Here is a 22,251-nt window from a genome sequence, read left to right as displayed (position 1 = left end):
GGCATTGCGCTTCACGGGAGATGGTTGATGGGCGCCGGGAGTATTTGATTGATATCAGGAGAAACAGTCCATGGCCAAGTCCTATGGAGTAGCAGGTTTGGTGGCGTCTTTTTTGACCCGCAGGGTGTCCTTGCGTAGCCGCCGGTTGAGTTTGGATGAGGTCGAGTTGCTGGCGCAGTATCGCGCTCTGAACGAGAGCGATCAGGTGGCGATGCGTTATCTGATTGGGGCGATGAAGAGCGTGTCGCGGTTTTAGAGTCGACGTGGAACGCATGTGGGAGGGAGCAAGCCCCCTCCCACAGTTGAATCAGGTGTACTTGCGCTGGTCTGGTGCCGGCGGAAAGTACTGATACAGCCAGGTTTCACTCAAGGTGCGGTCCTGGGTTCGGATAAACAGGCGCAGCTCCACCGGTTCCACGCTGTCGCTGGTCGGGTACCAGTCGAACAGGATGCGGTAGCCCTTGATGTTATCGAGCACCAGCACGCTGAAGTCTTTCACTTCACCATGGGAGCAAGTCACCACGGGCTCAATCCCTGTGCCTGGCGGTAAACGGTCCAAGCCACCGCCCTTGAAGTCCACGGCAAAACGGCGCGCCCACACGTCCGGGTAATGTTCACCCGGCGCCCAACCTTCGGTAAAACCGCCCATGCCGGAACGGGTCGCGTCGACCTGGGCCAATGGTGTGCTCACCGGTGGCAAGGCGCTCCAGTACAGTTTGTAGCCATAGTTCAGCGATTCACCCGCAGCCACCGGCTTCTTCGGGGTCCAGAAGGCCACGATGTTGTCCAGGGTCTCGCCGGTGGTGGGGATCTCCAACAGGTCGATTGAGCCTTCGCCCCAGGCGGTGGTCGGTTCGACCCACAGGCTTGGGCGCTTGCTGTACCAGTCCACAGTGTCCTGATAGCTGGCGAACTCATGGTCGGTCTGCACCAGGCCAAAGCCTTTCGGGTCTTTGTCGGCGAATGCATTGAATTGCAACTTGGCGGGGTTGTTCAGCGGGCGGCAGATCCACTCGCCGTTGCCGCGCCACATCGCCAGGCGGTCCGAGTCGTGGATTTGCGGGTGGATGGTGTCGCACATCCGGCGCTCGTGGGTGCCGCAGCTGAACATGCTGGTCATAGGGGCAATGCCCAGTTGTTCGATGGCAGTACGCGCATTGATATGGGCGTCGATCGCCATCACCACCTGGTTGGCCTGGCAGTCGATATCGAAGCGGTAGGCGCCGGTGGCGCTTGGCGAGTCAAGCAGGGCGTAGACCACAAAACGCGTGGCGTCCTTGTCTGGAGTTTCGAACCAGAACTGGGTGAAATCAGGGAATTCTTCGCGTTTTTTGGCGTAGGTGTCGATGGCCAGGCCTCGGGCCGACAGGCCGTATTGGCCGGTGGAATCCACCGCGCGGAAGTAGCTGGCGCCGAGAAACGACAGCACGTCATGGCGGTCCAGCTCCGGTGCCTTGAACAGCTTGAAGCCGGAGAAACCCAGGTCGCCGGTCAGCTGTTTGGTGTCGACGGTGGTTTTTTCATAGTTGAACAGCGAAGGGCGGAAGTGCACTTCACGGGCTTCACGGGTTTTCGGATCAACGCTGTGCATGCGCACCGGTGTCTTGAAACCCATGCCGACGTGGAAAAACTGCACGTCCAACTGGCCGTTCAACTCTTTCCACAGCGAATGCTTGCCGTCGTAGCCAATGGCGTTGAAATTCTGTGGGGTCATGGTTGCCAGAGTCGGCGGCAGCACCTGTTTGGTGTCTTTATACGCGGTTCCGGCGAGTTGCTTGGCCTGGGCTTTCAGTGCGTCGAAATCGAACGCCACGGCCTTGCCGTCGGCGGCACGGTTCCCGGCCCAGGCCTGCGCGGCCAGTAGGCCGCTGGCCGACAAACCGGTGTAAGCCGCAATGGCCATGGACGCTTTGAGCAAATTCCTGCGGTGCATAGAGACAACCTGTCGTGAGCAAATCCCGCGCCGTTCCTGGCACGTGCTGGATCAGAAATAACGGTTCGGACATGCCTTCGGCCAAACGCAACGGACATTAAACAGACGCCGGATAGCTTAAGCGGTTCGATGGTGTAGGAAAAATGATTGATGGCTGTGTGATGGCGTTGCATATGAAACAAGTTGTGTCGTCAGGTGAGTTGCGTACTGTTGTAGTGAGCGGGCTTGCCCCGCGCTGGGGCGCGAAGCGGCCCCCATGAAAACCACACAGGCCGTCTGAAAACGTGCGGCGTTTGGCTTCAGGGCCGCTTTGCAGCCCAGCGCGGGGCAAGCCCGCTCACCACAAGATTTCTTTTAGCCACACTATTTCGACTTAGCCCACCTCTCTCCTGCCCGAAAAGCCTCATCAATCGCCGCATGGGCGTACGCACTCCACGCCGCATCCGAGTTGGCGATGCTCACAGGCCCTACAGATTTGCGCGCCAGATTCATCAACGCTTCATATGAAGCAAGTTGTGTCGTCAGTGAGTTGCACGCTGTTGTAGTGAGCGGGCTTGCCCCGCGCTGGGGCGCGAAGCGGCCCCCATGAAAACCACACAGGCCGTCTGAAAACGTGCGGCGTTTGGCTTCAGGGCCGCTTCGCAGCCCGGCGCGGGGCAAGCCCGCTCACCACAAGACTTCGTTTAGCCACACTATTTCGACTTAGCCCACCTCTCTCACTGCCCGAAAAGCCTCATCAATCGCCGCATGGGCGTACGCACTCCACGCCGCATCCGAGTTGGCGATGCTCACAGGCCCTACAGATTTGCGCGCCAGATTCATCAACGTTTCATATGAAGCAAGTTGTGTCGTCAAGTGAGTTGCATGCTGTTGTAGTGAGCGGGCTTGCCCCGCGCTGGGGCGCGAAGCGGCCCCCATGAAAACCACGCAGGCCGTCTGAAAACGTGCGGCGTTTGGCTTCAGGGCCGCTTCGCAGCCCTGCGCGGGGCAAGCCCGCTCACCACAAGACTTCGTTTAGCCACATTATTTCGACTTAGCCCACCTCTCTCACTGCCCGAAAAGCCTCATCAATCGCCGCATGGGCGTACGCACTCCATGCCGCATCCGAGTTCGCGATGCTCACAGGCCCTACAGATTTGCGCGCCAGATTCATCAACGCTTCATATGAAGCAAGTTGTGTCGTCAGTGAGTTGCATGCTGTTGTAGTGAGCGGGCTTGCCCCGCGCCGGGGCGCGAAGCGGCCCCCATGAAAACCACGCAGGCCGTCTGAAAACGTGCGGCATTTGGCTTCAGGGCCGCGTCGCAGCCCAGCGCGGGGCAAGCCCGCTCACCACAAGATGTCTTTTAGCCACACTATTTCGACTTAGCCCACCTCTCTCACTGCCCGAAAAGCCTCATCAATCGCCGCATGGGCGTACGCACTGCACGCCGCATCCGAGTTGGCGATGCTCACAGGCCCTACAGGTTTGCGCGCCAGATTCATCAACGCTTCATATGAAGCAAGTTGTGTCGTCAGTGAGTTGCATGCTGTTGTAGTGAGTGTGCTTGCCCCGCGCTGGGGCGCGAAGCGGCCCCCATAAAAAACACACAGGCCGTCTGAAAACGTGCGGCATTTGGCTTCAGGGCCGCTTCGCAGCCCAGCGCGGGGCAAGCCCGCTCACCACAAGACTTCTTTTAGCCACACTATTTCGACTTAGCCCACCTCTCTCACTGCCCGAAAAGCCTCATCAATCGCCGCATGGGCGTACGCACTCCACGCCGCATCCGAGTTGGCGATGCTCACATGGCCTACAGGTTTGCGCGCCAGATTCATCAACGCTTCGCTCTCATCTGCGTCATCAAACAAGCTGTTGGAGAAGCTCGCATACCCGTGTGACCAGCGGTTGACCGTGATCGCCAGAATATCCGTCTCGTGCTTGAACCCACCCGGCCCGAGCATGCGTTGCAGTTGGTCACGCAGTTGCGCCTCCAGTTGCTCGAACGTCTGCCCATACAGCTTGCCCCGCCCAGCGCGTGCCTGGTCGCGGGCGTTCATACCGCTGTTGGGGCTGGTGGGCACGTAGACCATGTGCAGGCCAATCGGCTGCGTCGGGTCCCGTGGGTGATCGTAGTCGCCCATGCTCACCGGGTAGTCCAGCTTGATGCGACTGTACGGTTGGGTCGCCGCGTAAATCTCATGCACCCCCAGTTTTTGGAAGGACTGCCAATTGCGGATTACCACCTTGGTGTACACCAGCGGGTATTTCACGTTCTGGCTCAAGGCATGGGCCTGGGGCGCTGGCAGGTCTTTGAGCAGGTACGGAATCATCATGTTGTAGCACGCCAGGATGCAGCGCTTGCCGCGCACCTGTGCGAGTTGGCCGCCTCGGCTGTAGCCGATATGCACACCGCCATCGACGTTACGCACGCTGACGGCGGTGCTGTTCAAGCGCAGCCGTACCGCCGTCTTGGGTTGGTCGAGCCTGGCGTAGTCAAAGGTAGCCAGCACGATGTCGTCCATGGTGTGCCCCGGTGCTACGCCTGGGATAAGACTACGCACCAGCAACCGCGCCACCGAGGCGTTGCCATCCGGGAAATGGTAGATGTAGGGCTCTTCCATTTCCGCTGCGGCTTCTTCGCTGATCGGTGCCAGGTTCATGCCCGCAAACCCCGGGAAACCTACGCTATAGGCATCGGCCGCTGCCACGGCATCAATGCTCAGCGCCATGAAGTCATTGGTACGGCTTTGGAAGTACTTCACCGCGCCTTCCGATAACCCTACGTCCTTGAGCAGGAAATTGCGGTAGCTGGTCGCCGCCAGATGGTCGGCCTTTTCTTCGGCAGTCTTACCTGGCAAGTAGTCCTTTGGCGCCATGTGCAGGTCTATCAGCGCCTGGCGATCCTCTGCAGGCAGGGGGAAGTCATTGATGAAGTCGCTGATGGACCGCGCATGCAGTTGGTCCGGCGCAATATCGTCGGCCACCATGGGCGTCGGGTCGCCGGTCACCAGTTTGTCTTCGCCGAAGTTTTCCTTGTCGAAAAACACACCGCGCGACAGGCCCAGGTTGGGGTAGAACTGGCGGTCGAAGGCGGTTTCGAAGCGCTTGATATCAACCCCGAGCTTCTTCAACAGCCCGTTCACTTCCTTGCTGTACAGATGGTTCGGCGACTGCAAGGCCTCGCTGCCGCCGTAACCGATGATCATGCGGCCACCGGCCTGGAATTCATTGCGCTTGGCGTGGCCGCCGAAGTCGTCGTGGTTTTCCAGGATCAGGATCTTCGCCTTGGGGTGCTTTTCCCGGTAGAACCATGCCGCCGACAAACCGCTCAAGCCACCCCCGACCACCACCAGGTCGTAATCCTCGGTGATCGGCAATTTCTCGGTGTCGAACACTTTCTTTTCCCAGCCCATCTGGTGAGCCACTTCGAACGAGCCGACATGGCTGCCGCGCAGGCCGGTAAGGGCAGGGGGGTAGTAGCGGCCATCGGGTGCGGCCTGGAGCAGTTGCAGTGGGGTCATGCCTGCGGCAACGGTAATGGCGACGCCGTTGAGGAAGTCGCGGCGGGTGATGTCCATTGGTGGGAACCTGAGATTTTATTGTTGTAGGACCCGGCACCCAAGGCAGGTGCCGGGGAGGCGCTTAATCAGTGCTTGAACATCACATGGCGAACGGTGGTGTAGTCCTCCAGCCCATACATGGACATGTCCTTGCCATAACCCGACAGTTTCTGACCGCCATGGGGCATTTCGCTGACCAGCATGAAGTGGGTATTCACCCATGTGCAGCCATACTGCAACCGCGCGGCCAAACGGTGGGCGCGGCCTACATCGGCGGTCCATACGGACGACGCCAAGCCGTAGTCCGAATCATTGGCCCAGCCCACCACCTGTGCTTCGTCGGTGAACTTAGTCACCGACACCACTGGCCCAAACACCTCGCGGCGCACGATTTCATCGTCCTGCTGTGCATCGGCCAATACCGTCGGCTCAAAGAAGAACCCATTGCCGTCCACCGCCTTGCCACCGGTGATCAGGCGGATATGCGGCTGTGCCACCGCACGCTCGACAAACCCCGCGACACGGTCGCGGTGCTGTGCGGTGATCAGCGGGCCCAGTTCGGTGGCCGGGTCATCCTGCAAGCCGTATTTGATGCTGGCGACCGCCGCGCCGAGCTTCTCGACAAATGCGTCGTAGATATCCGCTTGGGCGTAAATGCGGCACGCGGCCGTGCAGTCCTGGCCGGCGTTATAGAAGCCAAAGGTGCGAATGCCTTCCACGGCGGCATCGATGTCCGCGTCGTTGAAGATGATCACCGGCGCTTTGCCGCCCAACTCCATGTGCATGCGCTTCACGCTGTCAGCGGTGCTGGAAATGATATTCGCGCCGGTGGCGATGGAGCCGGTCAGCGACACCATGCGCACTTTCGGGTGGTTCACCAGTGGGCTGCCCACGGTCGGCCCACGACCGAACACCAGGTTGAGTACGCCGGCCGGGAAAATCTCCGACGCCAGTTCAACCATGCGCAACGCGGTCAGCGGGGTTTGCTCCGACGGCTTGAGCACCACGGTATTACCGGCGGCCAGGGCCGGGGCGATTTTCCAGGCGACCATCATCAGCGGGTAGTTCCACGGCGCGATGGAGGCGATCACGCCCACCGGGTCGCGGCGGATCATCGAGGTGTGGCCCGGCAGGTATTCACCGCCGGCCGAGCCGCTCATGCAACGGCTGGCGCCGGCGAAGAAGCGGAACACATCGGCAATCGCCGGGATCTCGTCGTTCAGCGCAGCGCTGTAGGGCTTGCCGCAGTTGTCCGATTCCAGCTTTGCCAGCTCTTCGCCGTGGGCTTCGATCGCGTCGGCCAGTTTCAGCAGCAGCAGCGAGCGGTCCTTCGGTGCGGTTTGCGACCAACTTTCGAACGCCGCATCGGCTGCGCGCACAGCGGCGTCGACCTGGGCTTCGCTGGCTTCCTTGATTTCTACCAGTACGCGGCCGAGGGCTGGGTTGAATACGGCTTGAGCCGGGCCTTCGCCTTCGATCAGTTGGCCGTTGATCAGTAATTTGGTTTGCATGGTTCAGCTCTCCACAAACTATTGTTATTTCCTTGAAGCAACCGACTCTAAATGTGGGAGGGGGCTTGCCCCCGATGACAGTCTTTCAGTCACATCATCTACAACTGACCCACCGCTATCGGGAGCAAGCCCCCACCCACATTTGAGCTCGGTGCCTTCAATAAAAAAGTTATTTACCGCCACTCCCGGCCACGCTTTCACCACCGCGGGTCAGGTAATAGGCACCGAGAATCGGGAACATCGTCACCAGCATCACCAGCATCGCCACCACGTTGGTCACCGGCACATCCCTCGGGCGACTCAATTGGTTGAGCAACCACAGCGGCAAGGTGCGCTCGTGGCCGGCGGTGAAGGTGGTGACGATGATTTCGTCGAACGACAGCGCAAAGGCGAGCATGCCGCCGGCCAGCAGCGCCGAGCCCAGGTTGGGCATGATGATGTAGCGGAAGGTCTGCCAGCCGTCGGCGCCCAGGTCCATCGAGGCTTCGATCAGGCTGTGGGACGTGCGGCGCAAACGGGCGATGACGTTGTTGTAGACGATCACCACGCAGAAGGTCGCGTGGCCGACGATGATGGTGAACATCCCGGGCTCAATGCCCAACGTCTTGAACGTCGCCAGTAACGCGATACCGGTGATGATCCCCGGCAGCGCAATCGGCAGGATCAGCATCAGCGACACGCCTTGCTTGCCAAAGAATTCACGGCGATACAGCGCCGCCGAGGCCAATGTGCCGAGCACCATGGCGATCAGGGTGGCGATGGCGGCGATCTGCAGCGACAGCTTGATCGACTCCAGCACGTCCGGCCGGGCGAACGCCACGCTGAACCACTTCAACGTGAAGCCCTGTGGCGGAAAGCTGAACGCAGCTTCTTCGGTATTGAAGGCGTAGAGAAAGATGATCAGGATCGGGAAGTGTAAAAACACCAGGCCGCCCCAGGCTGCGATCTTTAGTCCCAGCGAAGATTTCTCAGAGTGCATCGAAGGCCCCCAGGCGTTTGACGATGGACAGGTAAACCGCAATCAGCACGATGGGCACCAGGGTGAACGCCGCTGCCATGGGCATGTTGCCGATGGCGCCTTGCTGCGCGTAGACCATGCCACCGACGAAGTAGCCCGGCGGGCCCACCAGTTGCGGCACGATGAAATCGCCCAGGGTCAGCGAGAAGGTGAAGATCGACCCGGCGGCAATCCCCGGAATCGACAGTGGCAGAATCACTTGCATAAAGGTCTGGCGCGGCTTGGCGCCCAGATCCGCCGAGGCTTGCAGCAACGACGGCGGCAAACGCTCCAGCGATGCCTGGATCGGCAGGATCATGAACGGCAGCCAGATATAGACGAACACCATGAACCGCCCCAGGTGTGAGGTGCTCAAGGTGCTGCCGCCCACACCGGGAATACCCAGCACGAACTGCAACACCGGCTCCAGGCCCAGGTGCTGCACGAACCACTGCGCCACGCCGCCCTTGGCCAGCAGCAGGGTCCAGGCGTAGGCCTTGACGATGTAGCTGGCCCACATCGGCATCATCACTGCGATGTAAAAGAATGCCTTGGTCTTGCCCGTGGTGTAGCGCGCCATGTAGTAGGCAATCGGGAAGGCCACGATGGCGCTGGCAATCGACACCACAATCGCCATGCTCAAGGTGCGAAGGATGATGTCGAAGTTCGACGGCTGGAACAGTGCGGCGAAGTTGGCCAGGGTCAGGTCCGGCGTGACCGCCATGGTGAAGTCGTCGAAGGTGTAGAAGCCTTGCCACAGCAAGGTCAGCAACGAGCCGAGGTAAATCGCGCCGAACCAGATCAGCGGCGGTATCAACAGCATCGCCAGATACAGGTTGGGCTTGCGGTACAGCAGGTTGGAAAACCTGCGCATCGGTGGTTGGGAGAGGGCCAGGCTCATGTCACACCTCGCCTGCAATGTCGGTCAGCGGTGTCATGGCTTCCCGCGCCCAGCGCGCGGTAATGGTCTGGCCGACCTGATGGCCGCTGCTGATATCCAGCCACTGGTTGTTGGCCTGGCTGATGTTCAACGCTTGGCCGTTTTCCAGTTTCAGCTCATAGCGGGTGGCGCTGCCCTGGTACTGGATGTCATGCAGCAGGCCGCTGACTTCCACTTCGCCGGCACCCCGTGGGCCGTCGGCAAACCGCACGTGTTCCGGGCGGATCGAAAATGGCTGCGCGCTGCCGCTGAGGCGCTGGGCCAGCTCGCCGCGAATCACGTTGGAGGTGCCGACGAATTCGGCGACGAATGAGGTAGCCGGTTTCATGTACAGGTTGCGCGGGGTGTCGACTTGTTCGATGCGGCCTTTGTTGAACACTGCCACGCGGTCGGACATCGACAACGCTTCGGTTTGATCGTGGGTCACGAAAATAAAGGTGATGCCCAACTGGCGTTGCAGCTTCTTCAGCTCGCTTTGCATCTGTTCGCGCAGCTTGAGGTCAAGGGCGCCCAAGGGTTCATCGAGCAGCAACACGCGGGGGCGATTGACCAGTGCGCGTGCCAGTGCCACACGCTGGCGCTGACCACCTGAAAGTTGCACCGGCTTACGGTCGCCGTAACCACCGAGGGCGACCATGCCCAAGGCTTCTTCGGCGCGGTTCAGGCGTTCGGCCTTGCCCACGCCTTTGACCTTGAGACCGTAGGCCACGTTGTCGCGCACATTCATATGGGGGAACAGTGCGTAATCCTGGAACACGGTGTTTACGTCACGCTGATACGGCGGCAAGCCGGCGGCTTCCTCGCCATGAATGCGGATCGAGCCAGCGCTCGGTTGCTCGAAACCGGCGATCAGGCGCAGGCAAGTGGTCTTGCCCGAGCCGGAAGGGCCGAGCATGGAAAAGAACTCGCCGTCCTGGATATCGATGGAAACCCGGTCGACGGCTTTCACTTCGCCGAACTGACGGGAAACGTGGGTGAATTGGACTGCAAGCGTCATGGTGCGGTGCTCCAAAAAGGCGCGGGTCGTCGCAGCGGCCCGGCCTGGACTTCTGAAAAAACAAAACATCTATTGAGTGCGGTCAATGTGGGAGGAGGCTTGCTCCCGATGACGGTGTGTCAGGCAACACAGGTTTGTCTGATGTACCGCTATCGTGAGCAAGCCCCCTCCCACAGGGGACCTAGGTCGTTTGGAAGGCCTTACCTGCCGCCCATGATCGCGATGTAATCCTGGGTCCAGCGGCTGTACGGTACGAACTTGCCGCCCTCAGCCTGTGGGGTTTTCCAGAAGGCGATCTTGTCGAACTGGTCGAACCCGTTGGTCTTGCAACCCTCGGCGCCGAGCAGTTCGCTTTCCTTACAAGCCGCAGGCACCGCTGGCAGCGAACCGAACCAGGCGGCGACATCGCCCTGGACCTTCGGCTGCAGCGACCAGTCCATCCACTTGTAGGCGCAGTTCGGGTGCTTGGCCTCGCTGTGCAACATGGTGGTGTCGGCCCAGCCGGTGGCGCCTTCTTTCGGAATGGTCGAGGCAATTGGCTGCTTTTCATTGACCAGCCCGTTGACCTGATACGGCCAGGCGCTGGAGGCCACCACGCCTTCGTTCTTGAAGTCACTCATTTGCACGGTGGTGTCGTGCCAGTAGCGGTGGATCAACGGTTGCTGGGCGCGCAACAGATCGAGCACGGCTTTGTACTGGGTTTCGGTCAGTTCGTATGGGCTCTGGATGCCCAGTTCCGGCTGAGTCGATTTGAGATACAGCGCTGCATCGGCGATGTAGATCGGGCCGTCATAGGCCTGCACGCGGCCTTTGTTCGGCTTGCCGTCCGGCAGGTTCTGGGCGTTGAACAGCACATCCCAGCTGGTGGGCGCGGTCTTGAACACGTTGGTGTTGTACATCAGCACATTCGGGCCCCATTGGTACGGGGTGCCGTAGGTCTGCTGGCCGACCACGTACCACGGCGCGTCTTTAAGGCGTGGGTCGATGTTTTTCCAGTTTGGGATCAGCGAGGTGTTGATCGGCTGCACACGCTTGCCGACGATCAACCGCAGCGACGCATCGCCCGACGCGGTGACCAGGTCATACCCGCCCTTGGCCATCAGGCTGACCATTTCGTCAGAAGTGGCGGCGGTTTTCACATTGACCTTGCAGCCGGTTTCCTTCTCGAAACCAGTGACCCAGTCGTAGGCCTTGTCGCTTTCGCCACGTTCGATATAGCCGGGCCAGGCGACGATATCCAGCTGGCCTTCGCCAGCGCCAATCGCCTTGAGCGGTTCGGCGGCCTGAATGCTGGCGCTGGCCAGCAGCGCGGTGGTCAAGGCACTGAGCAGTGCGGTCTTGTGCGCGGACATGGGGGTTCCCTCTTCTTTAATTATGGTCGGGGCAGTTGTGTGCAACCTGTGACGCAAAAGCTTAGTTGTTGTTTTAAAGATGTTGGCCGTGGCGGGCCATGATGTGGCGCACCACGCTGTAGTCCTGTAGCGAATCACTGGACAGATCTTTCCCATACCCCGAGCGCTTCAAGCCGCCGTGGGGCATTTCGCTGACCAGCATGAAATGGCTGTTGATCCAAGTGCAGCCGTATTGCAGGCGTGCGGCTACCTGCATGGCCTTGTCCAGATTCTGGGTCCACACAGAGGAGGCCAGTCCGTATTCGGAGTCATTGGCCCAGTCCACCGCCTGTTCCAGCTCATCGAAGCGGGTCACGGTGACCACTGGACCAAACACTTCGCGCTGCACAATTTCATCGCTCTGTTTACAGCCGGCGAGCAAGGTTGGCTGGTAATAGAAGCCCGCGCCGGAGTGCACGGCGGCGCCCGTGACCCGCTCGATATGCGGCTGGCCGAGGGCACGCTCGACAAAACTGGCCACGCGGTCGCGCTGGCGCGTACTGATCAGCGGGCCGAGTTCGTTGTCGGCGTCACGTTTGTCGGCAAAGCGCAGGCTGCTGACCGCCGCACCGAGGTCGGCGACCAATTTGTCGTGAATACCCGACTGGGCGTAGATGCGGCATGCGGCGGTGCAGTCCTGACCGGCGTTGTAATAACCGTAGGCGCGCACACCCTCGACCACGGCCTGCAGGTCGGCATCGTTACACACGATTACCGGCGCTTTGCCGCCCAATTCCAGGTGCGTGCGTTTGAGCGTCTTGGACGCGGCTTGCAGGATTTTCTGCCCGGTGACGATATCGCCGGTCAGGGAAACCATGCGCACTTTCGGGTGGCTGACCAGATGACTGCCCACACCTTCACCGCCGCCACAGAGAATGTTGATGACCCCGCGTGGTAACAAATCCTTCAGCACAGGGGCGAGCGCGAGGATCGACAGCGGCGTATGTTCCGACGGCTTGAACACCAAGGTATTACCGGCAGCCAGCGCCGGTGCGATCTTCCAGGCGGCCATCATCAACGGGTAGTTCCACGGTGCGATGGAGGCGACGACGCCAATTGGATCGCGCCGCACCATGCTGGTGTAGCCCGGCAGGTATTCGCCGCTCAGTTGCCCTGTCTGGCAGCGCACGGCCCCGGCGAAGAAGCGGAACACGTCGACGGTGGCGCTCAAGTCATCCTGACGTGCCAGGTGCAACGGCTTGCCGCAGTTCAGGGATTCCAGGCGGGCCAGGTAATCGGCTTGTTTTTCGATGGCATCAGCGATGCCCAGAAGAATGTTTGAACGCTGTTGCGGCGTGGTCCGCGACCAGCTGGCAAATGCGCGGTGGGCCGCGAGGATGGCTGATTCGACCTGCTCGGTGCTGGCTTCAGCAATTTGGGTAAGCACTTCACCGGTGGCCGGGTTGATGATCGGCTCGGCGAATCCCTGGCCCTGGACCAGTTCGCCGTCGATCAGCAACGCAGTAAGCAGCGGGGTGGGCGCGCCGGACATTTTTCGCGATCTCTTTTCTTGTGTGGTCATGGGCGTTCTCTTACAAGGCGCCGGACCTTCTCTTATGGATGAACTGAGAGTAGAGGTCAGGCGCGAGGTCAACAAATACTAAATACTGAATGCAGCATTCGATTAAATAGATGGCTTGCGTGGGTGCGGCTGTTCCCGGGCCACGGTGAGGAACGGGTCTACCAGCGCGGGACGCGCGGTGCCTCGGCGCCACGCCAGGCCCACATCGAGGGTCTGGCTGAGGTCGGCGATCGGCCGTGCCTCGATGATGTCGCCCTCCAGGGACCATGGGCGGTAGGTCATGTCTGGCTGAATCGACACGCCTAATCCTGCCGCCACCAGGCTACGCACTGCCTCCGTCGATGCTGTACGCAGCGTGACGCGGGGTTGCAGGCCTGCGCTGGTCCAAAGGCGCTGGGCGTTTTGGCCCATTTCATCGACATTCAGCTGGATCAACGGCTCGCGCGCGACATCGGCCAGGTTGATGCTGTCGTGCTCCAGCAGCGGGTGCTGCGCCGGCAGCCACAGGCGATGGGGCGAGTGGGTCAGGACTTCTGTCTGAAGGGCGTGGCGGTCTTCGAGGTTGGAGAGGATCAGCACGCCGACGTCGATTTCGCCGCTCACCAGCAAATGCTCGATATAGGGGCGTTCGTCCTCCATCACGCGGATTTCCACATTGGGGTAGGCGCGCTGGAAGCGGGTGAGCAGGTCGGCGAGGTAGTAGCCGGCCACCAGGCTGGTCACGCCGATGATCAATTGCCCGGCCACTTGGTCGGTGCTTTGTTGCAGGCTGCGCTTGGCGTTGTCGACGGTGGCGAGGATCAAGTGCGCCTGGCGCAGGAACTGGTGGCCCTGGTGGGTGAGGGTCATGCCCTTGGCGTGGCGGTTGAACAGGTTTACCCCGATTTCCTGCTCCAATTGCTGGATCGCCAGGGTCAGGGTCGACTGGGAAATAAACGCGGTCTGCGCGGCGGCGGAGATCGAGCCGGTCTCGGCCACGGCGATAAAGTGCCGGATTTGACGCAAGGTCATCATGCTGGAATTACCAGTGGGGTGTTTTTATAGATTTGTCCGAGTGTATATCGGTTTTAGCGAACGGCAGTGGCGTTACATCTGGAAGCACTCTTGATCGGGGCTTTTTGGCACTTAGTTTTACGCTGGGGGCCTATTGGTCCTATGAACCCAAGTGTCTGGAGGCTACGAATGAATACCCGTGGATTGCTCGATCAGTTGCTCAAGTCCGGCCAGGACATGCTGCAAAACAAGGCTGGCGGCCAACGCAAGCAGGACGACAAAGGCGCCTTGGGCGGACTGCTTGGCGGCGGAGGGTTGGGCAGCCTGCTTGGCGGTGCCGGTGGCGGCGCGCTGGCAGCCGGTGCCATGGGCTTGTTGATGGGCAACAAGAAGGCGCGCAAATTCGGCGGCAAAGCCCTGACCTACGGCGGGCTGGCCGCATTGGGCGTCATTGCCTACAAGGCCTACGGCAACTGGCAGGCCAATCAAGCCAATGCGCCCAAGGGCGAGCCGCAGACCATCGACCGCCTGCCACCGGCCCAAGTCGAGCAGCACAGCCAAGGCATTCTCAAGGCGCTGGTTGCAGCAGCCAAGGCCGACGGCCATGTGGATGAGCGCGAGCGAGAGCTGATCGAGGGGGAGTTCACCAAACTGGATAACGACCGCGAGCTGCAAAGCTGGCTGCACGCCGAGCTGAACAAGCCTCTGGACCCGGCCGATGTCGCCCGCGCGGCAAGCACCCCGGAAATGGCTGCCGAAATGTATATCGCCAGCGTGATGCTGGTCGACGAAGAAAACTTCATGGAAAAGGCCTATCTGGACGAATTGGCCCGCCAACTGAAACTGGAGCCTGGCTTGAAGCTGGAGCTGGAAAAGCAGGTGCGTCAAGCTACCCTCTGAGCATCTCTGTATAGATAAAGCACCCTGGCTGGCTGAATGCCCCAGGGTGTTTTTGCATTCCATGAGCGCTGCATCAAAACCCATTGATTAATGAGGCCTTCTGCTCAGCTATACTCCCCTCCATTTGAATGGCCCTTCGAGGAATTACTGTGAAGAACTGGACCTTGCGCCAACGCATCCTGGCAAGTTTTGCGGTCATTATCGCCATCATGCTGTTAATGGTTGTGGTCTCCTACTCACGGTTGCTGAAGATCGAAACCAGTCAGGAAGCCGTCCGCGACGATGCGGTACCGGGGGTTTATCTCAGTTCTATGATCCGCAGCGCGTGGGTCGACAGTTACCTTCAGACCATCGACATCATTGGTCTGCGTGAGGATAAAACCTTCACCAATACCGACAAGGCCGACTACAAGGCCTTCGAAGCGCGTATTGAGCAACAGATGGCCAATTACGAAAAAACCGTGCGCAGCCAGGCTGATCGCATGGAGTTCGATAACTTCAAAGCCGCACACATCAATTACAACAAGGTCCTTGAGCAGTTGCTGGACCGCGTCCAGAACAACGACCTGCCCGCTGCACGCGAGTTGCTTGAAGAGCAACTGACGCCGATCTGGATCGAAGGTCGCATGAAGCTCAATGACATTATTACGGAGAACAAAAACGTCTCTGATCGCGCCACCGCGGCGATTGACGATGCCGTTCTGTCGGCCAAGATCAGCATGGGCGTGTCGCTGATCATCGCCATCCTCGCCGCCGGCCTGTGCGGCCTGCTGCTGATGCGCGCGATCATGGCGCCGATGCAGCGCATCGTCGAAATCCTCGACACCATGCGCACTGGCGACCTGAGCAAGCGCCTGAATCTGGAGCGCAAGGACGAATTCAACGCGGTAGAAACCGGCTTCAACGACATGATGACCGAGCTCACCGCTCTGGTTTCCCAGGCGCAACGCTCTTCGGTTCAGGTCACCACCTCAGTGACGGAGATTGCGGCGACCTCCAAGCAGCAGCAGGCCACCGCTACCGAAACTGCCGCGACCACCACCGAGATCGGCGCCACTTCGCGGGAAATCGCCGCCACTTCCAAGGATCTGGTGCGCACCATGACCGAAGTCTCCACCGCTGCCGACCAGGCTTCGGTGGCCGCCGGTTCTGGCCAGCAGGGTTTGGCGCGCATGGAAGAGACGATGCACTCGGTGATGGGGGCCGCCGACTTGGTGAATGCCAAGCTGGCGATCCTCAATGAGAAGGCCGGCAACATCAACCAGGTGGTGGTGACCATCGTCAAAGTCGCCGACCAGACCAACCTGTTGTCCCTGAACGCCGCCATCGAAGCGGAAAAAGCCGGTGAATACGGCCGCGGGTTTGCCGTGGTCGCCACCGAAGTGCGTCGTCTCGCCGATCAGACCGCCGTGGCCACTTACGACATCGAGCAGATGGTGCGTGAGATTCAGTCGGCGGTGTCTGCTGGCGTGATGGGCATGGACAAGTTCTCCGAAGAAGTGCGCCGCGGCATGTTCGAAGTGCAGCAAGTGGGCGAGCAACTGTCTCAGATCATCCATCAGGTACAGGCCCTGGCGCCGCGGGTGTTGATGGTCAACGAGGGCATGCAGGCCCAGGCCACCGGCGCCGAGCAGATCAACCACGCGCTGGTGCAGCTGGGTGATGCCAGCAGTCAGACCGTCGAATCCCTGCGCCAAGCCAGCTTTGCCATTGATGAACTGAGCCAGGTTGCGGTGGGTCTGCGCAGCGGCGTGTCGCGTTTCAAAGTGTGATGAGCGACCTCGCGGCTAAACGCGGCGCCGTCCCGGCAGCGAAAAAGGCGTTGTTCCTGGTGTTTCACATCGGCAGTGAACGTTATGCCCTTAAGGCCACCGAAGTGGCTGAGGTGCTGCCGCGCCTGCCGCTCAAACCCATTGCCCATGCGCCCTCTTGGGTGGCGGGTATCTTTGCTCATCGCGGAGCGTTGGTGCCGGTCATCGACCTGAGTGCGCTGACCTTCGGTACGGCGGCCCAGGCGCGTACCAGCACGCGGTTGGTGTTGGTCAATTACCAGCCGCAACCCTGGGTCGAGTCTCGCCGGTTGGGGCTGATCCTTGAGCAGGCCACCGATACCCTGCGTTGCGATCCTGCGGAATTTCAGCCCTATGGCCTGGAGAACCCCCAGGCGCGCTATTTGGGGCCGGTGCGTGAGGATGCGTTGGGCCTGATGCAATGGATCGGCGTGAATGACGTGCTCACCGATGACGTGCGCGCCCTGTTGTTTTCTGCCGAGCTGAGCGTATGAGCAACGACCCGCGCTTCTTTGCCTTCCTCAAGGAACGTATCGGCCTGGACGTGGCGTCGGTCGGCGAGGCGATTATCGAGCGCGCCGTGCGCCAGCGCAGCCAGGCCGTGCAGGCGCAGACGCCAGGCGAATACTGGCAGCGCCTGCAAAGCTCCCACGACGAGCAGCAAGCACTGATCGAAGCGGTGATCGTTCCCGAGACGTGGTTTTTCCGTTACCCCGAATCCTTTGCGACTTTGGCCCGGTTGGCGATTGCACGCCTGGCCGAGATCAAGCAGATGCGCGCACTGCGCATCCTCAGCCTGCCGTGCTCCACCGGCGAAGAACCCTATTCGATTGCCATGGCCCTGCTCGATGCCGGCCTGGCGCCGCATCAGTTCAAGGTGCTCGGCCTGGACGTCAGCCCGCTGTCGGTGGAGCGTGCGCGGCGCGGGGTGTATGGCAAAAACTCGTTCCGCGGTAGCGATATTGCCTTTCGCGATCGCCACTTCACTGAACACAGCGACGGGTTCCACATCGCCGACCGCGTGCGCGAACAAGTGCGCCTGCAAGTCGGCAACTTACTGGACCCGACGCTGCTGGCGAACGAGGCGAGCTACGATTTCGTGTTTTGCCGCAACCTTTTGATCTATTTCGACCAGCCGACGCAGAAGCAAGTGTTCGATGTGCTCAAGGGCCTGACCCACGTAGACGGCGTACTGTTTATCGGCCCGGCCGAGGGCAGCCTGCTGGGCCGGCATGGCATGCGTTCGATCGGGGTGCCGCAGTCTTTCGCCTTTAGTCGGCACGCCGAACCTAACCTGCCGGCGCCGGTATTCGTGCCGATACCGAGCCCTCAGCGCAGCGCGGCGCCCATCCCCGTCAAGCCAAGGCCGTTCAGTACCGCGAGCGCCCAGGTTGTGCCGATCAAGCCTCCGCCGCCTTCTGACGCGGGTACCTTGCTCAGCCGCATCGCCACCTTGGCCAACGAAGGCAAGAGTGCCGAGGCCCGTGTCGCCTGCGAGCAGTATTTGAACAGCCACCCGCCAGCCGCCCAGGTGTTCTACTGGCTGGGGCTGCTCAGCGATGTGGCCGGCAGCGCCCTGGAGGCTCAGGGGTTTTATCGGAAAGCCTTGTACCTGGAACCTCAGCACCCGCAGGCCTTGATTCACCTGGCCGCGTTGCTCGAATCCCAGGGCGACAGCGCGGGGGCGCGCCGTTTGCAAGCGCGGGCCGCCCGTAGCGAGCGAGCAGACAGTGAGTCCAAACGATGAGTAGCCCCGACGCGCTCGACACCGCCGGCCTGGACCTGACTATGGCCGACACCCAGGCCATCGACGACTGCTGGAACCGGATCGGTATCCATGGCGACAAGTCCTGCCCGCTGCTGGTGGACCATATCCACTGCCGCAACTGTGCGGTGTACTCAGCGGCCGCCACGCGCCTGCTGGATCGCTACGCCCTGCAGCAGGACGACCATCGTCCGGCCGCTGCAGTTGAAGTCGACGAAGAAATCGTCACCCGCTCGTTGCTGATGTTCCGTCTCGGTGAAGAGTGGTTGGGCATCGCCACCCGCTGCCTGGTGGAGGTGGCTCCGTTGCAACCGATTCACTCGCTGCCGCACCAGCGTTCCCGCGCCTTGCTCGGCGTGGCGAACGTGCGGGGGGCGCTGGTGGCGTGCCTGTCTCTGGTGGAGCTGCTCGGCCTGGACAACACCGGTCACGGCGCCAGTGGCGGACGGATCATGCCGCGTATGTTGATCATCGCCGCGCAGGATGGCCCAGTGGTGGTACCGGTGGACGAAGTGGACGGCATCCATGCCATCGATGAGCGCACCTTGAACGCTGCGTCGGCGCCTGGCTCCCAGGCCAGCGCACGCTTCACTCAGGGCGTGTTGCAATGGAAGGGCCGCAGCCTGCGTTGGCTGGATGAGGCGCAATTGTTGTCCGCCGTGACCCGGAGCCTCACATGACCCCCGACCAGATGCGCGACGCCTCGCTGCTGGAACTGTTCAGCCTGGAAGCCGATGCACAGACCCAGGTACTGAGCGCGGGCCTGCTGGCCCTGGAGCGTAACCCGACCCAGGCCGACCAGCTTGAAGCCTGCATGCGCGCGGCCCATTCGCTCAAGGGCGCGGCGCGGATCGTGGGGGTGGATGCGGGTGTCAGCGTGTCCCACGTCATGGAGGATTGCCTGGTCAGCGCCCAGGAAAGTCGCCTGTACCTGCAACCTGAACACATTGACGCCTTGCTGCAAGGCACCGACCTGCTGATGCGCATCGCCACCCCGGGAAACACCGTGGGGCCAGCGGACATCGACGCTTATGTGGCGTTGATGGAGCGCCTGTTGGATCCGTCGCAGCCCACCGCTAAAGCTGCGCCACCGCCTGTCGTGTCCCAGCCTGCACCCGCGCCGGTCATCGAAGAATTGCCGCCGGAGCCCGAGCCCGCTCCCCCTGTTGCCAGCGATCCGCCGCGTCAGGGCAAGCGCATGACCGAAGGCGGCGAGCGCGTGTTGCGCGTGACCGCCGAGCGCTTGAACAGTCTGCTGGATCTGTCGAGCAAATCCCTGGTGGAAACCCAGCGGCTCAAGCCCTATCTGGCCAGCATGCAGCGCCTCAAACGTATTCAAAGCAATAGCGTGCGCGCCCTGGACACACTGGACGGTCATCTCAAGACTCTGGATCTGAACCTCGAAGCCCAGGAAGCCCTTGCTGATACCCGTCGCCTGCTGAGCGAAGCGCAGGCCTTACTGGCGGAAAAAACTGCCGAGCTGGATGAGTTCGGCTGGCAGGCCGGGCAGCGCGCTCAGGTGCTCTACGACACTGCGCTGGCCTGTCGCATGCGTCCGTTTGCCGATGTGCTGGCCGGGCAGGTGCGTATGGTGCGCGACCTCGGCCGCAGCCTCGGCAAGCAGGTGCGCCTGGAGATCGAGGGCGAAAAGACCCAGGTCGACCGTGATGTGCTGGAAAAGCTCGAAGCGCCACTCACCCATCTATTGCGCAATGCCGTCGACCACGGCATCGAAATGCCCGACCAGCGCCTGCTGGCCGGCAAACCCGCCGAAGGCTTGATCCGCCTGCGTGCCTCCCATCAGGCCGGTCTACTGGTGCTGGAACTGAGCGACGACGGCAACGGCGTTGACCTGGAGCGCCTGCGCGGGACCATTGTCGACCGTCATCTGTCGACCCTGGAGACTGTGTTGAACCTGAGCGAAGAGGAACTGCTGACGTTCCTGTTCCTGCCGGGTTTCAGCCTGCGCGACAAGGTTACCGAGGTGTCCGGGCGCGGCGTCGGACTGGATGCGGTGCAGCATATGGTCCGCCAGTTGCGCGGCGCGGTGGTGCTGGAGCAGACGGCGGGGCAGGGCAGTCGTTTTCACTTGGAGGTGCCGCTGACCCTTTCGGTGGTGCGCAGCCTGGTGGTGGAAGTTGGCGAAGAAGCCTATGCGTTCCCGCTGGCGCATATCGAACGTATGTGCGACCTGGCCCCCGACGACATTGTGCAACTCGAAGGCCGCCAGCATTTCTGGCACGAGGGCCGGCATGTTGGCCTGGTCGCCGCCAGCCAGCTGTTACAGCGCCCGCCGGGGCAGACCAATGACGAGACCTTGAAGGTGGTGGTGATCCGCGAGCGCGATGCGGTGTACGGTATCGCCGTGGAACGTTTCATCGGCGAGCGTACCCTGGTGGTGTTGCCGCTGGATGACCGCCTGGGCAAGGTCCAGGATATTTCCGCCGGCGCCTTGCTGGATGACGGCTCGGTGGTGTTGATCGTCGATGTTGAAGACATGCTGCGTTCGGTGGACAAGCTACTCAACACCGGGCGCCTGGAACGCATCGCCCGGCGCAGCCAGCAGGTCACCGAGGCGCCGCGCAAACGCGTACTGGTGGTGGATGACTCGCTCACCGTGCGTGAGTTGCAACGTAAATTGCTGCTTAATCGCGGGTACGAAGTGGCCGTTGCGGTCGACGGTATGGACGGCTGGAACGCCTTACGTTCCGAAGACTTCGACCTGCTGATCACTGACATTGATATGCCTCGCATGGACGGTATTGAATTGGTCACACTCTTGCGCCGTGATACTCGCCTGCAATCGTTGCCGGTGATGGTGGTGTCGTACAAAGACCGTGAAGAGGACCGTCGCCGTGGGTTGGATGCCGGCGCCGATTATTACTTGGCCAAGGCCAGCTTCCACGACGACGCGTTGCTGGACGCCGTCGTGGAGCTGATTGGGGGCGCGCGGTCATGAGGGTTGCGATCGTCAACGACATGCCCCTGGCCGTGGAGGCCTTGCGCCGCGCCTTGAGTTTCGAGCCCTCGCACGAGGTGGTGTGGGTGGCCGGCAATGGTCTGGAGGCAGTGCAGCGCTGCGCTGAGTTGACGCCTGACCTGATCCTGATGGATCTGATCATGCCGGTGATGGACGGCGTGGAGGCCACGCGGCAGATCATGGCCGAGACCCCGTGCGCGATCCTGTTGGTGACCGTCGACCGCCAGGCCAATATGAGCCGGGTGTTCGAAGCCATGGGCCACGGCGCCCTGGATGTGGTAGACACGCCCGCACTCGGCGTAGGCAATCCAAAGGATGCGGCGGCACCGCTGCTGCGCAAAATCCTCAACATCGGCTGGCTGATCGGCCAGCGCGGCAGCCGCGTGCGCACCGAAACCACGTCAGCGCGCACCTCCGGCAAACGCCAGAGTTTGGTGGCTATCGGCTCTTCAGCGGGTGGCCCGGCTGCCCTGGAAATCCTGCTCAAGGGTTTACCCCGTGACTTTCCCGCTGCCATTGTGCTGGTGCAGCATGTGGACCAGGTCTTTGCCGCCGGCATGGCCGAATGGCTCAGCAGTGCTTCCGGGCTGCCGGTGCGCCTGGCCCGCGAAGGCGAACCGCCGCAAAGCGGTGTGGTCTTGCTGGCCGGTACCAATCACCACATTCGTCTATTGAAGAACGGCACGCTAGCCTATACCGCAGAGCCGGTGAACGAGATTTACCGGCCTTCGATCGATGTGTTCTTCGAAAGCGTGGCCAGCCACTGGAATGGTGACGCCGTCGGCGTACTGCTGACCGGCATGGGTCGTGACGGGGCTCAGGGCCTTAAGTTATTGCGTGAACAAGGTTATTTGACCATCGCCCAGGATCAGCAGAGCTCGGCGGTGTATGGCATGCCCAAAGCGGCGGCGGCGATTGATGCCGCTGTTGAAATTCGCCCTCTGGACAGAATTGCGCCCCGATTACTGGAGGTCTTTGCACAATGAACATGACC

General features: G+C 61.2%; 17 protein-coding genes and 3 pseudogenes. 8 read left to right on the top strand and 12 right to left on the bottom strand.

Features of this window, described 5'->3' with window-relative positions; genetic code table 11:
• The first annotated feature begins 70 nt into the window (after positions 1-70).
• On the top strand, positions 71-256 hold the full coding sequence (locus G9Q84_RS00795) for a hypothetical protein (protein WP_032891743.1): 186 nt from the start codon (positions 71-73) through the stop codon (positions 254-256).
• A 51-nt stretch (positions 257-307) separates the two neighbouring features.
• On the opposite strand, the gene G9Q84_RS00790 is transcribed toward G9Q84_RS00795, so the two are convergent.
• The 12 genes and pseudogenes from G9Q84_RS00790 to G9Q84_RS00750 form a co-directional block, all read right to left on the bottom strand.
• Positions 308-1,933, bottom strand: a complete 1,626-nt coding sequence (locus tag G9Q84_RS00790) for a glucan biosynthesis protein D (RefSeq protein ID WP_032891741.1) — start codon at positions 1,931-1,933, stop codon at positions 308-310.
• A gap of 363 nt (positions 1,934-2,296) precedes the next feature.
• Positions 2,297-2,443: pseudogene (locus G9Q84_RS29680) on the bottom strand (hypothetical protein); the annotation flags it as partial.
• Positions 2,444-2,635: 192 nt separating this feature from the next.
• Positions 2,636-2,764, bottom strand: a pseudogene (locus G9Q84_RS29675) (hypothetical protein); the annotation flags it as partial.
• Between the two features lie 202 nt (positions 2,765-2,966).
• A pseudogene (locus G9Q84_RS29670) lies at positions 2,967-3,104 on the bottom strand (hypothetical protein); the annotation flags it as partial.
• A gap of 522 nt (positions 3,105-3,626) precedes the next feature.
• Positions 3,627-5,489, bottom strand: coding sequence for a flavin monoamine oxidase family protein (locus G9Q84_RS00785; protein ID WP_181642746.1), 1,863 nt, complete (start codon positions 5,487-5,489; stop codon positions 3,627-3,629).
• A 68-nt stretch (positions 5,490-5,557) separates the two neighbouring features.
• Complete coding sequence (locus G9Q84_RS00780) at positions 5,558-6,982, bottom strand: gamma-aminobutyraldehyde dehydrogenase (protein WP_181642745.1); 1,425 nt, start codon at positions 6,980-6,982, stop codon at positions 5,558-5,560.
• Positions 6,983-7,151: 169 nt separating this feature from the next.
• Positions 7,152-7,961 (bottom strand): ABC transporter permease, encoded by an 810-nt coding sequence (locus G9Q84_RS00775; protein ID WP_032891735.1) that lies wholly within the window; start codon positions 7,959-7,961, stop codon positions 7,152-7,154.
• Positions 7,951-8,880, bottom strand: a complete 930-nt coding sequence (locus G9Q84_RS00770; RefSeq protein WP_032891733.1) for an ABC transporter permease — start codon at positions 8,878-8,880, stop codon at positions 7,951-7,953. The genes G9Q84_RS00775 and G9Q84_RS00770 overlap by 11 nt, the downstream gene beginning before the upstream one ends.
• 1 nt (position 8,881) lies before the next feature.
• The gene (locus G9Q84_RS00765; protein ID WP_181642744.1) at positions 8,882-9,916 is read right to left on the bottom strand and encodes an ABC transporter ATP-binding protein; all 1,035 of its coding nucleotides are present in this window, start codon (positions 9,914-9,916) and stop codon (positions 8,882-8,884) included.
• Between the two features lie 200 nt (positions 9,917-10,116).
• On the bottom strand, positions 10,117-11,268 hold the full coding sequence (gene ydcS / locus G9Q84_RS00760) for a putative ABC transporter substrate-binding protein YdcS (RefSeq protein ID WP_181642743.1): 1,152 nt from the start codon (positions 11,266-11,268) through the stop codon (positions 10,117-10,119).
• A gap of 73 nt (positions 11,269-11,341) precedes the next feature.
• Positions 11,342-12,799, bottom strand: coding sequence for a gamma-aminobutyraldehyde dehydrogenase (locus tag G9Q84_RS00755; RefSeq protein ID WP_181642897.1), 1,458 nt, complete (start codon positions 12,797-12,799; stop codon positions 11,342-11,344).
• A 132-nt stretch (positions 12,800-12,931) separates the two neighbouring features.
• Complete coding sequence (locus tag G9Q84_RS00750; protein WP_032891728.1) at positions 12,932-13,843, bottom strand: LysR family transcriptional regulator; 912 nt, start codon at positions 13,841-13,843, stop codon at positions 12,932-12,934.
• 168 nt (positions 13,844-14,011) lie between these two features.
• Here G9Q84_RS00750 and G9Q84_RS00745 point away from each other — a divergent pair, with 168 nt between their 5' ends.
• From G9Q84_RS00745 to cheB, 7 genes are all read left to right on the top strand, one after another.
• Positions 14,012-14,722: a tellurite resistance TerB family protein gene (locus G9Q84_RS00745; RefSeq protein ID WP_122752562.1), complete on the top strand. Its 711-nt coding sequence runs from the start codon at positions 14,012-14,014 to the stop codon at positions 14,720-14,722.
• Between the two features lie 149 nt (positions 14,723-14,871).
• Positions 14,872-16,494, top strand: coding sequence for a methyl-accepting chemotaxis protein (locus G9Q84_RS00740; protein ID WP_032891725.1), 1,623 nt, complete (start codon positions 14,872-14,874; stop codon positions 16,492-16,494).
• On the top strand, positions 16,494-17,006 hold the full coding sequence (locus G9Q84_RS00735; RefSeq protein WP_032891724.1) for a chemotaxis protein CheW: 513 nt from the start codon (positions 16,494-16,496) through the stop codon (positions 17,004-17,006). Before G9Q84_RS00740 ends, G9Q84_RS00735 begins: the two co-directional genes overlap by 1 nt.
• A complete protein-coding gene (locus tag G9Q84_RS00730; protein ID WP_032891723.1) occupies positions 17,003-18,259 on the top strand; it encodes a CheR family methyltransferase in 1,257 nt (418 codons plus the stop codon). Before G9Q84_RS00735 ends, G9Q84_RS00730 begins: the two co-directional genes overlap by 4 nt.
• Positions 18,256-18,957, top strand: coding sequence for a chemotaxis protein CheW (locus G9Q84_RS00725; RefSeq protein WP_032891722.1), 702 nt, complete (start codon positions 18,256-18,258; stop codon positions 18,955-18,957). The genes G9Q84_RS00730 and G9Q84_RS00725 overlap by 4 nt, the downstream gene beginning before the upstream one ends.
• Positions 18,954-21,236, top strand: a complete 2,283-nt coding sequence (locus G9Q84_RS00720; RefSeq protein WP_122680275.1) for a hybrid sensor histidine kinase/response regulator — start codon at positions 18,954-18,956, stop codon at positions 21,234-21,236. Before G9Q84_RS00725 ends, G9Q84_RS00720 begins: the two co-directional genes overlap by 4 nt.
• Positions 21,233-22,243, top strand: a complete 1,011-nt coding sequence (cheB, locus tag G9Q84_RS00715; RefSeq protein WP_181642742.1) for a chemotaxis response regulator protein-glutamate methylesterase — start codon at positions 21,233-21,235, stop codon at positions 22,241-22,243. The genes G9Q84_RS00720 and cheB overlap by 4 nt, the downstream gene beginning before the upstream one ends.
• Positions 22,244-22,251: the final 8 nt, after the last annotated feature.

The organism is Pseudomonas sivasensis, assembly GCF_013778505.1.
GTDB lineage: Bacteria > Pseudomonadota > Gammaproteobacteria > Pseudomonadales > Pseudomonadaceae > Aquipseudomonas > Aquipseudomonas sivasensis.
Note: the sequence above shows the minus strand (reverse complement) of the source record. Positions and strands in the feature narration are given on the sequence as shown.